Here is a 12,597-nt window from a genome sequence, read left to right as displayed (position 1 = left end):
GCTCAACGCCATCGTCGGCGGCTGTGCCTCCACCGTACCAAGGCCGCCTCTCCGGCCTATCGCGGCCCGCCAAAGACAGTCGGATCGGGGTTTGACAGGGGGTGGGGGCGGGCGTAACGTGTGATCGTCGTCGAGAGCCAGAGGAGGTGCGGCACATGTTTACGCCTGTCGCTTCAGTCCTCGGTCGTCCGCGCGCACTGCCCGCCGCCTGACAGCCTCCGCACCCCTGACGCGTCCCGCGTCCCTCACCGTTCATCCTTCGCCTCTGGCGCTCCAGAAGGACTCTCATGCTCTCGCCCCGACGCGGCCGCTACGACTTCCCGCCGCCCATCCCGCTCGCCGACGCCCCCGACACCCGGTCGCCGAGCCGTTTCCTGTTCTGGCTGATCCGCTCCTTCGGGTGGGTCGTGCCCGCCATGACGCTGGCCGCTGCCTCGTGGATGGTGCCCGGAGCGCTGACCCCGTGGCTGCTGGGCCGTGCGATCGACGCCGGGATCGTCCGAGCGGACCCCTCCGCCACAGTGGCCTGGGTGGGCCTGCTCCTGGCCGTCATCGCTTTCGGTGTAGTGGGGGGAATCTGGTTCCACACGTTCGCCGTCAGGATGTGGCTGCTCGCCATCTACGGGGTCCAGAAGCGTGTCTCGCGCAAGGCCGTCGACCTCGGTCACGTGCTCAACCGGCGTGTGCCGACGGGCGAGGTGCTGAGCGTCTCGGCGTCCGACGGTCCGCAGTTCGGGGCCACAGTCGAGGCTTTCGGAGGCGTGCTGGCCGCTGCCGTCAGCTTCGGCATCGCGTCGGCACTGATGCTGCGCACGTCCGTGGAGTTGGGCCTGCTCGTGCTGGTGGCGACTCCGTTGCTCCTGGCCGCGTCCACGCCTGTGTTACGGCCGCTGTCGGCGGCGCAGGCGGCTGAGCGCACCGAGAGCTCGACGCTGACGTCGATGGCCACCGACATCGCCACCGGGCTGCGGATCCTGCGCGGCATCGGTGGGGAGCGAACCTTCGCCGACAACTATGAACGCCAATCCCAGAAGGTGCGGGCACTCGGCATCCGACTCGGGGGCTGGCAGGCGGCCGTCGAGGCCATCAGCGTGCTTCTGTCGGGCCTCCTGCTCGTCGCGCTCGTGTACTTCGGCTCCAGGCGCCTACTCGACGGCACCCTGGGCGTCGGCGAACTCATCAGTTTCTTCGGCTACGCCGTGTTCCTCACTGCTCCGATGCAGCAGTTCTTCGACTTCGCGCAGAAGTGGGTCCAAGGCCTCGTCGCCGCTCAGAAGACGGCTGCGCTGCTCGGGTCCCGCAACCCCTGGCCTGCCGACGGGCTACCGCTCGGTGAGTCGCCGACGCTCGTCGACACCGTGTCCGGGGTCGTCGTGCGCCCCGGCGAGCTGCTGGGGATCGTCTCCGCCGACCCCGACGCCGCGGCGGCGCTTGCGGATCGCCTCGGCCGCTATCTGCCCGACCAGACCCACGATCCCGTGAGCGAGGAGGGGCTCAGAGGCCGCGCGTTGCGTCGAGCAAGGAAAGACAGGTTGGCGGCGCGAAGGAAGCAGGCGGAGCTGGACGAGGCCGCCGCGGCGCAGCCGTGGGGCGTCACGGCGGACGGTGTGGACTACCGCGATCTCTCTGTCGATGATCTGCGCCGGCGGATCGTCGTCTCGCACACCGGCGCGACCATCTTCGCCGGCACCCTGCAGACGGCCGTGGACCCGTGGGGGATCCACTCCCGTGAGCAGGCGGAGGCGGCGTTGGTCGCCGCGTCGGCCGAAGACATCTACGAGTCGCTGCCGGGGGGTTGGCAGGGACGCATCGACGAGAAGGGCCGCGGCCTCTCCGGTGGTCAGCGCCAACGCCTTGTGCTGGCTCGTGCTCTGCTCCTCGATCCCGAGACCCTCATCCTCGTCGAGCCGACCTCCGCCGTCGACGCGCACACCGAGGCGCGGATCGCGGAGCGACTCGTGGGGGCCCGGAGCGGGCGCACCACCGTCGTCGTCACGGCGTCGCCGCTCATCCTGCGGCACGCGGACGCCATCTCTGTGCTCGTCGACGGCCGGGAAGCAGCGCGTGGCACCCATGAGGCTCTCGCCGAGCAGCCCGACTATCGAAGGATCGTCTCCCGCGGAATGGAGGACACCGATGAGCCAGTCCCATCGCAGCGGTGAGCTGCTGCCAGGGTCCAGCGACACCTGGCGCTCTGATCCCGTCCCGCGTCGAGTGGGGCCCGAGATGCAGCCGCCGCGTGACGTGGGGCCGCGGCGTCGCATCCGTGCGCTCGTCGACCGGCACCACAAGCGCACCCGCCACGCCCAGGAGGCGATGCGGGACTCGCGGGAGCCCAGCCAGGGATTCCCGGTCGCCACGGCGCAGGTCGCCGTCGGCTTCCTCGGCCGTCTCCTCGAGGACCGGCGCCAACTCCTCGGGTGGGCGATCGCGTTCAACGTGCTGGCCGCCGGGGCGGGTCTCGTCGCGCCCTACCTGTTGGGTCAGCTGATCGACCGCGTCACCGGTGGTCGGCTGGCACTCGACGGGTTGACCACGCTGGTGGTCGTCGTCGCCGGCGTCGTCGTCCTGCACTCGCTGCTGACGTTCGCGGCGCGCCGCGCGTCAGCCGTGTTGGGCTACGACCTGCTGGCGGCGGCGCGCGAGGAGATCGTCCGCATCGTCCTGAGGTTGCCGCTGGGACACGTCGAGTCGTCCGGGTCGGGAGACCTGCTCACCCGGATCACCTCCGACGTGTCGAACATGGCCACCGCCGCCCGCTGGGCCATCCCCACGCTGGTCGTCTCGGTGGTGCTCATCGGCGCGACGTTGGTGGCGATGATCCTCAACTCGTGGCTGCTGGCGCTGCCGATGCTCGTGACGGCGCTCATCATGTGGGTCGGTGGCAGGTACTACCTCTCCCGAGCCACCGCCGGGTACATCGCCGAGTCCCGGTCCTACTCCGTGATCAACACGACGACCACCGAGACGGTGGAGGGTGCCCGCACCGTCGAGGCCCTCGGATTGGGAGGCCTCCGCGTCGGTCAGGTGGACGAGGACACGGAGGTGTCGGCACAGGCCGAGCGCTACACGATGACGCTGCGGAACCTGCTCTTCGGCATGGTGGACGTGTCGTTCCAGCTCCCGCTCGTCGGGATCGTGCTGATCGGCACCTGGGGCTATGCGGACGGTCTCATCACCATCGGTCAGATCACCGCGGCCTCGCTGTACGTGTCGCAGCTGCAGGGGCCGCTCGACCGCGTCATCGCGGTGCTCGACCACCTGCAGCTCGGGCTGGTGGCGACCGCCCGTCTCATCGGCGTGGCGGAGGTCGACGACGACCGCTCGCCGGGCGACGCGCTGCCCGACGGCGTCAAGCTGACCGGCTCCGACCTGCGGTTCGGATACCGGCCGGGCGTCGACGTCTTGCACGGCGTCCAGGTCGACCTGGTGCCGGGTGAGCGTCTCGCCGTGGTCGGTCCGTCCGGCTCGGGAAAGTCGACGTTGGCCCGGCTCGTCGCCGGGGTGAACCGTCCCCGGCAGGGGGAGGTCACCGTGGGTGGCGTGGACGTCATGGACCTGCCGCTCGACCGGCTGCGCACCGAGGTGGCGCTGGTGACCCAGGAGCACCACGTCTTCGTCGGGTCGGTCCGCGACAACGTGGTGCTGGCCCGCGAGACGACGGCGTCGGATGCCGAGGTGGAGCGCGCGCTCCGCGCGGTGGACGCCTGGGGATGGGTGTCGAAGCTTCCCGGCGGCATCCATGCCCAGTTGGGGCACGGCAAGACCAACCTGACGCCGGCGCAGGCGCAACAGGTGGCGCTGGCGCGACTGGTGATCGCCGACCCGCACACGCTGGTCCTCGACGAGGCGACGTCGCTGATCGACCCGTCGTCGGCCCGACACCTCGAGGGTTCCATGTCCGCGCTGCTCGACGGCCGGGCGGTCATCGCGATCGCTCACCGGCTCCACACGGCCCATGACGCGGACCGAATCGCGGTCGTCGAGGATGGTCGGATCGTCGAGCTCGGCTCGCACGACGAGCTGATGCAGTTGGACGGCCAGTACGCCCGGCTGTGGCACACGTGGCGCAGCTGAGCTGGTCTGGTGGGCACGTCCCGAGAGGTGCCATTTGGCGACATGTACGACCACTATGGTCGCGCGTGTCACCAAAGTGACCCGTTCAGAGCGGGAGATGTGGCGAGGGTTAGCCGAGGGTGAGGGTTGCGGTGCCCGGCGGAGCGGGGGTGGCGGCCGGTTGCCAGCCGTGGTCGGATGCCGTCCACTCGCGGTCGCCCACAACTGCCGCGGTCAGGCCCGACTCGTAGGTGTTGGCGAGAGCCAGGTGGGCGGCCGACCACAGCGCGATGTCGGAGGACGCGGTGATCGTCACGACGTCCCCCTCGACGGTTGTGGTCACCTGGTCACCCCACGCCTCGAGCACGGGGGAGAAGGCGGCGGGATCCGGGGGGTTCTCGTCGCGGGCCAGGCAGCTGAGTGTCTCCGGTGCGGACCCCCGAAGCGCGGCGGCGACGGCGGTCGCCTTCGACTCGTGCTGGCGGTAGGCGTCGGGGAACCCGCTGCGCTGAACCCTCTGGGCCATGTCGTTGACGTCGACGCTCTCCCAGCCGGGGAACTTGACGAGCTCCTCGTAGAACCGACCCGACGAGTACCAGGGGTCCATAATCTGCTCTTCGGTACCCCACCCGTAGGAGGGCCGCTGCTGGAACAGCCCGAGAGAGTCACGATCACCGTAGTCGAGGTTCCTGATGTCCGACTCCTGGTAGGCCGTGGCCAGCGCCACCACAGCGGCCCGCTCCGGCAGGCCCCGCTCGATGGAGGCGGCCACGATGATCGCGGCGTTGCGCGCCTGCTCACCGGACAGGCTGGTGGACCCTCCGTCGGGCAGAACGACGCGACACGTCTGGGGCGTGAGGCTGCCGACGACGGCGCGGTACGCCTGCCAGGCGACGACCCCGACCGCAGCCAGAGCCACGATCGCCGCCAGGGCGACGACCAGGGAACGACGCATCAGTTGGCGTGCAGCTCTGAGTTGAGCTCGACCTTCGAGCCGCGACGGTGGCGGGCGACCACCTTGCCCGTCTGCGAGTCGCGGAGGAACAGCAGGTCGTTCTGGCCGCTGAGCTCGCGCGCCTTGACCACACGCCCGTCCGACAGCTCGACCTTCGTGCCGGCGGTGACGTACAGGCCGGCCTCGACCACGCAGTCGTCGCCCAGCGAGATGCCGACACCCGAGTTGGCGCCGAGCAGGCAGCGTTCCCCGAGCCGGATGACTTCCTGGCCGCCGCCCGAGAGAGTGCCCATGATCGAGGCACCGCCCCCCACGTCGGTACCGTCGGCGACGACGACCCCGGCGGAGATGCGACCCTCCACCATGGAGGTGCCGAGGGTGCCGGCGTTGAAGTTGACGAAGCCCTCGTGCATGACGGTGGTGCCCTCGGCGAGATGGGCTCCCAGCCGCACACGGTCGGCGTCGGCGATCCGCACTCCGCTCGGCGCGATGTAGTCCACCATGCGGGGGAACTTGTCGATGCCGTAGACGGTGAGCTGCTGGCCCCTGGCTCCGAGGAGCAGCCGGACCCGGGGGATGTCGCCGATGCGCACGGGTCCGGCGGTGGTCCAGGCGTTGTTCGGGAGGATCCCGAAGATGCCGGTGAGGTTGAGCCCGTGAGGCTCGACGAGGCGCGCGCTCAGCAGGTGGAGGCGGAGGTAGGCGTCCTCGACGGTCGCGGGGGCCTCGTCCAGCTCGATCTCCACCCGGACTACCTTGGTCTCGACCTGGCGGATCTCGTCGACGAACTGGGCCTCGGTCAGCAGCGAGTTCGGCTCGTCGGTGACGTCTGACCCGAGCTGCGGCTCGGGGAACCAGGCGTCCAGGACGGAGCCGGTGGTGTGCACGGTGGCCAGGCCCCAGGCCCAGGCAGTTCTGGTGGTCATGGTCGCCAAGTCTAGACGCCCGGGCCGACCTCGACACCTCTGTCTGCCCCAGCGGTGACGGGCCTGGGCTCGGGAGATTCCCTAGACTCGGCAGGTGTCCGTGGCCAAGATCCTCCTCTTCTACCGCTTCGTCCCGCTTGCTGACCCCGAAGCGGTGAAGCTGTGGCAACTTGAGCTCTGCACCCGGCTCAAACTGCGCGGTCGCGTCATCGTTGCCCCTCACGGGATCAACGCCACGCTCGGCGGCGAGCTGGACGCCTGCAAGGCCTACCTACGCGCGACCAAGCAGTACGGGCCGTTCCGGGAGCTGGACGAGAAGTGGTCGGAGGGGACGTCGCTGGACGACGAGGGCCGGTCGCTCGACTTTCCGCGCCTGAGCGTCAAGACCCGCCCCGAACTCGTGGCGTTCGGGACGCCCGGCGACGTCGTCGTCGGGCCAGAGGGAGTGGTCGGCGGGGGAGAGCGGCTCACACCGGAGCAGGTCGACGATCTGGCATCGTCGAACGCCGAGGTCGTGTTCTTCGACGGCCGTAACCGCGTGGAGGCCGAGGTGGGCCGTTTCGACGGTGCCGTCGTACCGGATGTCGACAACACCCACGACTTCCTGGCCGAGCTTGATTCGGGCAAGTACGACCATCTGAAGGATCGCCCGATCGTGACGTACTGCACGGGCGGCGTGCGCTGCGAGGTGCTGAGCAAGCTCATGAAGGACAGGGGCTTCGCCGAGGTCTACCAACTGCACGGCGGCGTCGCGCGCTACCTGGAGCGTTTCGGCTCGTCGTCTCTCTGGAAGGGAGACCTCGCGGTGTTCGACGGGCGCGAGGTGATGCAGGTGCCGGGCTCCACTCCGATCGGCACCTGTCATGCCTGCGGCGCGCCGACGTCGCGGCTGCAGAACTGCGCCGACCTCTCCTGCCGGTCCAGGCTGGTGACCTGCGACCGGTGCGGCGAGCGGCCGGTGGACTGCAACGCCCACGGACCCGCCCCGACCCAATAGCCTTGACCCCATGAGTGTGCTGTTCGACGACTACCCGCGTGGCCAGTCGGCCTATGACGAGATGGTGGGGCCCGACGGCGTCAGGTCCGCGCAGCGCACGGTGGCGGACGGCCTCGAGAGACTAGGACTGGACGAGGTGCGCTCGCGCGCCGAGTACCTCAGCTCGTCGTACATCGACCAGGGCGTCACTTTCGACATCGGTGGGGAGGAACGTCCGTTCCCCCTCGACGTCGTCCCCCGCGTCATGCAGGCCGACGAGTTTGCGCACATCGAGGCGGGCAGCAAGCAGCGCGTGCTCGCGATGGAGGCCTTCCTCGACGACATCTACACCGAGGGGCGCTGTTTCTCAGAAGGCGTCATTCCGCGCCACGTCGTGGCGTCGTCGCCTCATTTCCACAGGGTGATGGCGGGCATCACCACGGCCAACGGCGTGCGGGTCCACGTGGCGGGCATCGACCTCATCCGCGGCAACGACGGCGTCTACAGGGTGCTCGAGGACAACGTCCGCTCCCCGTCCGGGGTCAGCTACGTCATGACCAACCGACGAGCCATCAACGCGGCGCTGCCGGAGGTTGCGTCCAGGCACCGCATCCGGCCCGTCGAGAACTACCCGTCGGAACTGCTGAAGGCGCTCCGGGCGGCTGCGCCGTCGGGCGTGTCCGACCCGACCGTCGTCGTCCTTACCCCAGGGGTCTACAACTCCGCCTACTTCGAGCACGCGATGCTGGCGCGGATGATGGGCGTCGAGCTCGTGGAGGGGCGCGACCTCGTGGCGCACGGCGGTCACGTGTCGCTCCGTACCACCCGAGGGCTCCGCCCCGTGCACGTCATCTACCGCCGCATCGACGACGAATTCCTGGACCCGGCCGTGTTCCGGGCCGACTCGCTGCTCGGCTGCGCCGGTCTGCTCAACGCGGCCAGGGCCGGCAACGTGACGATCGCGAACGCCGTCGGCAACGGGGTGGCCGATGACAAGCTGGTCTACACCTACCTCCCCGACCTCATCCGCTTCTACCTCGGCGAGGACCCGATCCTCGCGAGCGTCGACACCTGGCGGCTCGAGGAGGCGGCGGCCCGCGAGGAAGTCCTCGACCGCCTGGCCGAACTCGTGGTCAAGCCCGTCGACGGTTCGGGCGGCAAGGGCATCGTCATCGGACCGCGGGCCAGCGCGGAGGAGTTGGAACGTCTCCGACGCCAGATCCTCAAGGACGCGCGCGGCTGGATCGCCCAGCCGGTGGTGCAGCTCTCCACGGTGCCGACGATGATCGACGGCAAGCTCCGGCCCCGGCACGTCGACCTCAGGCCGTTCGTCGTCAATTCGGGCAGTGACATCTTCGTCCTGCCCGGCGGGCTCACCCGCGTGGCGCTGCCCGAGGGTGAGCTCATCGTCAACTCGTCGCAGGGCGGCGGGTCGAAGGACACGTGGGTGCTGCACGACGGCAGACCGACCGAGCGACGGCGCACGAAGCAGCCGACTCCGCGGTCGGTCTCGGTCCCGCTGTCGGAGCAGGTCATCGACCGCGTGATCCGGCATCAGCACGAACAGCAACAGCAGAACCAGCCCGGGGAGGCGTCATGCTGAGCCGTATCGCCGAATCCCTGTTCTGGATCGGCCGCTACCTTGAGCGGGCTGAGGACACTGGGCGGATCGTCGAGGTGCACCAGCACCAGCTGCTCGACGACCCCACCGTCGACCACGCGCAGGCCGCGCGAGACCTGCTGCTGCTCATGGGCCGGGCCGTCGAGGAGGAGGAGCCCGACGTGCTCACCTACCTCTGCTACGACGAGAAGTCCCCCGTCAGCTTCGTCAACGCATTCGGTCAGGCGCGGGAGGCGGCCCGGCGCGCACGCGAGACCGTCTCGACGGAGGTGTGGGAGTCCATCAACACCACGTGGCTGGCCATCCGCGGGGGGCGGCTCCAGCGCATGCGGCCCGCCTCGATGTTCAAGTTCGTGCGGGAACGCTGCGCGGTCATCTCGGGGCTCGCCGACAACACGATGAGCCACGACGAGGGTTGGCTCTTCCTCACCCTGGGGCGGAGCATCGAGCGCATCGACATGACCAGCAGGCTGCTCTCAACACCGTCGCTCGCCAGGAACTCACCGCGGGCCTGGGACCACGTGTTGAGCGGCTGCGGCGCACACCACGCCTTCGTCCAGCGCTACGGGGCGCTGGCGTCCGAGCGCGACGCCGCGGAGTTCCTCATCCTCGACCGGCTGTTCCCGCGTTCGCTCATCTACACGCTGGGCAGCGCCGTCGACGCGCTCACCCAGCTCGGCCCGGGCAACCAACGGATCCGGCCCGACGACCCCGCGGCTCGTCTACTCGGCGCTGCGAGGGCGTCGCTGGAGTTCCTGCCCCCTGACGAGATCCTCTCCGAGCTGCCGGAGCAGATGGGGAAGCTCCAGGTGGTCTGCTCCCAGACGACGCAGGCCGTCTCCGTTCGATACTTCGAGGGCTCCGCGGCTGCGGAGTGGGTTGGGGGTGCCTGGTGAGCCAGTACCGGATCGTCCACACGACGGGCTACCGCTACGGCGGCGGCGCCACGGACTCGTTCAACGAGGCACGGATGACGCCGCTGACGAGCCGTCGCCAACTCGTGCTGTCCAGCCGGCTGGACATCAGTCCCGTCGCCTGGACACATGCCTACCGCGACTACTGGGGCACGTCGGCGGTGGCGTTCGAAGTGCACGAGCGCCACTCCGAGCTGAGCGTCGTGGCCACGTCGACCGTCGACATCCACGAGGTCGAGCGTGCCACCGAGCCGATCGGCTGGGAGGGCCTCTCCGACCCCGATCTCCGGGATCGTTACGTGGAGTTCCTCACCCAGACCAGCTACGTGCGTCCCCACCGGGACGTGGCGCGGGTCGCGGAGAGTGTCCGGCGGTCGGCCGCGACCCCGGGCGACGCCGTCGTGGAACTCACGCGACGCCTGCGCGACCGCGTCGGGTATGTGCCGGGGGTCACGCAGGTGCACACCCTCGCCGGCGAGGTGTGGGACGCCGGGGCCGGCGTGTGCCAGGACCTGGCCCACCTGACGCTGGGCGGGCTACGCTCCATCGGCGTCCCGGCGCGCTACGTCTCGGGGTACGTGGTCCAACGGACCGATCCGGAGCTGGGAGAAGCCATGGTCGGCGAGTCACACGCCTGGATCCAGTACTTCGACGGCGAGTGGCTGGGCTTCGACCCGACGAGCCAGGCCGAGCCGCGGGGATCCCACGTCGAGGTCGGGTTCGGACGCGACTACTCGGACGTGCCTCCCCTCAAGGGCATCTACACCGGGTCCGGGGGGTCGGAGATGTACGTGTCGGTCGAGATGACCCGGCTGACCTGACCGGTCAGCGAACCCGCGCATCGGACCCACTAGGCTCGACCCCATGTCTGACCTTATCGCGCTGATGCAGCAGATCATGGACGTCGAGTCCGTCTCGGGCAACGAACGTGCGCTGGCCGATCTCGTCGAGGCCAGACTGGGGCGGCTGCCGCACCTGACTCTGCACCGCGACGGCGATTGCGTGGTCGCGCGGACCACCCTCGGGCGGGCCGAGCGTGTGGTCATCGCGGGCCATCTCGACACTGTGCCGGTCGCGGGCAACCTCCCCTCGCGCATCGTGGAGCACGAGGACGGGCCCCGGGTGTGGGGCAGGGGCGCCTGCGACATGAAGGGCGGGGTGACCGTCATGCTGGCGCTGGCGGAGGAACTCGCCGAACCGAACCGCGACATCACGTGGATCTTCTACGACCACGAGGAGGTGGCGGCCACGCTCAACGGGCTGGGACGGCTCTCCCGCAACCGGCCAGACCTCATCGAGGGGGCGTTCGCCGTGCTGATGGAGCCCACCAGCGCCCAGATCGAGGGCGGGTGCCAGGGGACCATCCGGATCGAACTGACGACGCTCGGGGTCGCGGCACACAGCGCCCGCGCCTGGATGGGCCACAACGCGATCCATGATCTGGCGCCCGTCCTGGAGACCCTTGCAGGGTACGAGTCCGAGGAGATCGAGGTGGAGGGGCTCGTCTTCCGGGAAGGCCTCAACGCTGTGGGCATCACTGGCGGGATGGCGAGCAACGTGATCCCACCTTCGGCGACCGTCCAGATCAACTACCGCTTCGCGCCCGACAAGACGGTCGACGACGCCGTCGCCCGCCTGCGCGACTGGTTCCCCCACCAGGACTTCGAGGTGACGGACGCCTCCGAGGCTGCCCGGCCGGGCCTCCACCTCCCGCTGGCCCAGGAGTTCGTCGCCGCGATCGGGGAGCCCGCACGGCCGAAGTACGGCTGGACCGACGTGTCGCGGTTCAGCGCGCTCGGCATCCCCGCCGTCAACTACGGCCCGGGCGACTCCAGCGTCGCCCACTCCGACGACGAGTTCTGCCCCGCATCCGACCTCGACAAGTGCGCGGCGGGTCTCCGTCGTTGGCTCACCCATCAAGGAGAAGCATCATGACCGTTCCGAAACGCCGCCAGGGTGCGGTTGAACTGCGAGGCAAGGAGCACGCCCAGCCGATGGCTGACCAGGCCCTCCTGGAGGGCCGCGAGAAGCGCTGGAGCCAGCAGGACCCGTGGCGGGTGCTGCGGATCCAGTCGGAGTTCGTGGACGGGTTCGACGCGCTGCAGGAGCTCGAACCTGCGGTCAGCATCTTCGGCTCGGCGCGCACCAAGCCCGGCACCGAGATGTACGAGTTGGGTGAGGCGCTGGGCCGTGGGCTCGTGGAGAAGGGCTTCGCCGTGATCACCGGCGGCGGGCCCGGCATCATGGAGGCCGGCAACAAGGGTGCCTTCGAAGCGGGCGGCACCTCCGTCGGTCTCGGCATCGAACTGCCGCACGAGCAGGGCATGAACGACTACATCACGCTCGGTATCAATTTCCGGTACTTCTTCGCCCGCAAGACGATGTTCCTCAAGTACAGCCGCGGGTTCATCACGATGCCCGGCGGTTTCGGGACGCTGGACGAACTGTTCGAGGCGCTGACGCTCATCCAGACGGGAAAGGTGCACAACTTCCCGATGGTCCTGTTCGGGACCGCCTACTGGACGCCGCTGATGGACTGGGTGCGCCACACCGTCCTCGACGGCGGCTTCGTGTCGGCCCCCGATCTGGACCTCGTCACCCTGACCGACGACGTCGACGAGGCGATCGAGGCCATGGGCGAGCCCCGATGAGGACCGAGCCTTGATCTGGGTCGCCTGCGGGATCGTCGCCATCGGGGTCCTCGCCGCTGCAGCGTTCGCTGGGCTCGGGCGCTTCGGGGGCATGCCGCAGGACCCGGTGCTGGACCAGTTCCGGGGGAGGGTCCCGGACGGCCCCGTCGACGAGTCGCTGTTGGAGCGCCTCCAGTTGCCGACCTCGAGCAGTGGCTACGCACGTCACGAGGTTGACGACTACCTCCGGGACGTGGCCGCCGGTACGGCTCCGCCGCCGTCCGAAGCGACGTTCTCGGTGGTCAGGGGCGGCTACGAGATGGCGACCGTCGACAACCTCATCGAACGGGAGCGCTACGAGCGCCCGACGGCCGCGACCGACGACGAGCCGCCGGCGCTGCCGGCCACGCACGGTGCGGACACCCCACCTGACGAGGGTGAAGTGCCCGAAACGTCGCGTCGACCTGACGATGGTTGGACCGATACGGAATAATGGGGACGGACCACAGTTCGAGCAAA

At 69.4% G+C, this 12,597-nt stretch carries 11 protein-coding genes; 9 read left to right on the top strand and 2 right to left on the bottom strand.

The features are described from left to right. The first annotated feature begins 287 nt into the window (after positions 1–287). Both RPIT_RS10140 and RPIT_RS10135 read left to right on the top strand, forming a co-directional pair. Positions 288–2,162, top strand: a complete 1,875-nt coding sequence (locus tag RPIT_RS10140) for an ABC transporter transmembrane domain-containing protein (protein ID WP_077342875.1) — start codon at positions 288–290, stop codon at positions 2,160–2,162. After that, positions 2,137–4,077: an ABC transporter ATP-binding protein gene (locus RPIT_RS10135; RefSeq protein ID WP_077342873.1), complete on the top strand. Its 1,941-nt coding sequence runs from the start codon at positions 2,137–2,139 to the stop codon at positions 4,075–4,077. Before RPIT_RS10140 ends, RPIT_RS10135 begins: the two co-directional genes overlap by 26 nt. Positions 4,078–4,186: 109 nt before the next feature. Here the strand turns inward: RPIT_RS10135 and RPIT_RS10130 are convergent, their stop codons facing one another. After that, entirely contained in the window at positions 4,187–5,011 is an 825-nt protein-coding gene (locus RPIT_RS10130; RefSeq protein WP_077342871.1) for a hypothetical protein, read from the bottom strand. After that, the gene (dapD, locus tag RPIT_RS10125) at positions 5,011–5,937 is read right to left on the bottom strand and encodes a 2,3,4,5-tetrahydropyridine-2,6-dicarboxylate N-succinyltransferase (protein ID WP_077342868.1); all 927 of its coding nucleotides are present in this window, start codon (positions 5,935–5,937) and stop codon (positions 5,011–5,013) included. The genes RPIT_RS10130 and dapD overlap by 1 nt, the downstream gene beginning before the upstream one ends. Before the next feature lie 94 nt (positions 5,938–6,031). Between dapD and trhO the strand changes: the two genes are divergently transcribed. Genes trhO through RPIT_RS10090 form a run of 7 tightly spaced genes read left to right on the top strand, consistent with a single transcriptional unit; the run spans position 6,032 to position 12,571 of the window. After that, complete coding sequence (gene trhO, locus RPIT_RS10120; RefSeq protein WP_077342866.1) at positions 6,032–6,934, top strand: oxygen-dependent tRNA uridine(34) hydroxylase TrhO; 903 nt, start codon at positions 6,032–6,034, stop codon at positions 6,932–6,934. Positions 6,935–6,944: 10 nt separating this feature from the next. Next, positions 6,945–8,516: a circularly permuted type 2 ATP-grasp protein gene (locus RPIT_RS10115; protein WP_077342864.1), complete on the top strand. Its 1,572-nt coding sequence runs from the start codon at positions 6,945–6,947 to the stop codon at positions 8,514–8,516. Next, complete coding sequence (locus RPIT_RS10110; RefSeq protein ID WP_077342862.1) at positions 8,510–9,430, top strand: alpha-E domain-containing protein; 921 nt, start codon at positions 8,510–8,512, stop codon at positions 9,428–9,430. Before RPIT_RS10115 ends, RPIT_RS10110 begins: the two co-directional genes overlap by 7 nt. After that, the gene (locus RPIT_RS10105; RefSeq protein ID WP_218121546.1) at positions 9,427–10,269 is read left to right on the top strand and encodes a transglutaminase family protein; all 843 of its coding nucleotides are present in this window, start codon (positions 9,427–9,429) and stop codon (positions 10,267–10,269) included. Before RPIT_RS10110 ends, RPIT_RS10105 begins: the two co-directional genes overlap by 4 nt. Positions 10,270–10,312: 43 nt before the next feature. Further along, positions 10,313–11,383 (top strand): succinyl-diaminopimelate desuccinylase, encoded by a 1,071-nt coding sequence (gene dapE, locus RPIT_RS10100; protein WP_077342860.1) that lies wholly within the window; start codon positions 10,313–10,315, stop codon positions 11,381–11,383. Then, positions 11,380–12,099, top strand: coding sequence for an LOG family protein (locus RPIT_RS10095; protein WP_077342858.1), 720 nt, complete (start codon positions 11,380–11,382; stop codon positions 12,097–12,099). Before dapE ends, RPIT_RS10095 begins: the two co-directional genes overlap by 4 nt. A 10-nt stretch (positions 12,100–12,109) precedes the next feature. Then, a complete protein-coding gene (locus RPIT_RS10090; protein ID WP_077342856.1) occupies positions 12,110–12,571 on the top strand; it encodes a hypothetical protein in 462 nt (153 codons plus the stop codon). Positions 12,572–12,597 lie beyond the last annotated feature (26 nt).

This window comes from Tessaracoccus flavus (assembly GCF_001997295.1).
In the GTDB taxonomy this organism is placed as follows: domain Bacteria; phylum Actinomycetota; class Actinomycetes; order Propionibacteriales; family Propionibacteriaceae; genus Arachnia; species Arachnia flava.
The sequence above is the reverse complement of the archived record's forward strand: the minus strand, read 5'-3'. Positions and strand labels throughout refer to the sequence as shown.

Excerpts from the sequence above, each read along its gene's own strand:
- RPIT_RS10140 (WP_077342875.1), top strand. The coding sequence starts at position 288 with ATGCTCTCGCCCCGACGCGGCCGCTACGACTTCCCGCCGCCCATCCCG.
- RPIT_RS10135 (WP_077342873.1), top strand. The coding sequence starts at position 2,137 with ATGAGCCAGTCCCATCGCAGCGGTGAGCTGCTGCCAGGGTCCAGCGAC.
- RPIT_RS10130 (WP_077342871.1), bottom strand. The coding sequence starts at position 5,011 with ATGCGTCGTTCCCTGGTCGTCGCCCTGGCGGCGATCGTGGCTCTGGCT.
- dapD (WP_077342868.1), bottom strand. The coding sequence starts at position 5,937 with ATGACCACCAGAACTGCCTGGGCCTGGGGCCTGGCCACCGTGCACACC.
- RPIT_RS10115 (WP_077342864.1), top strand. The coding sequence starts at position 6,945 with ATGAGTGTGCTGTTCGACGACTACCCGCGTGGCCAGTCGGCCTATGAC.
- RPIT_RS10110 (WP_077342862.1), top strand. The coding sequence starts at position 8,510 with ATGCTGAGCCGTATCGCCGAATCCCTGTTCTGGATCGGCCGCTACCTT.
- dapE (WP_077342860.1), top strand. The coding sequence starts at position 10,313 with ATGTCTGACCTTATCGCGCTGATGCAGCAGATCATGGACGTCGAGTCC.
- RPIT_RS10095 (WP_077342858.1), top strand. The coding sequence starts at position 11,380 with ATGACCGTTCCGAAACGCCGCCAGGGTGCGGTTGAACTGCGAGGCAAG.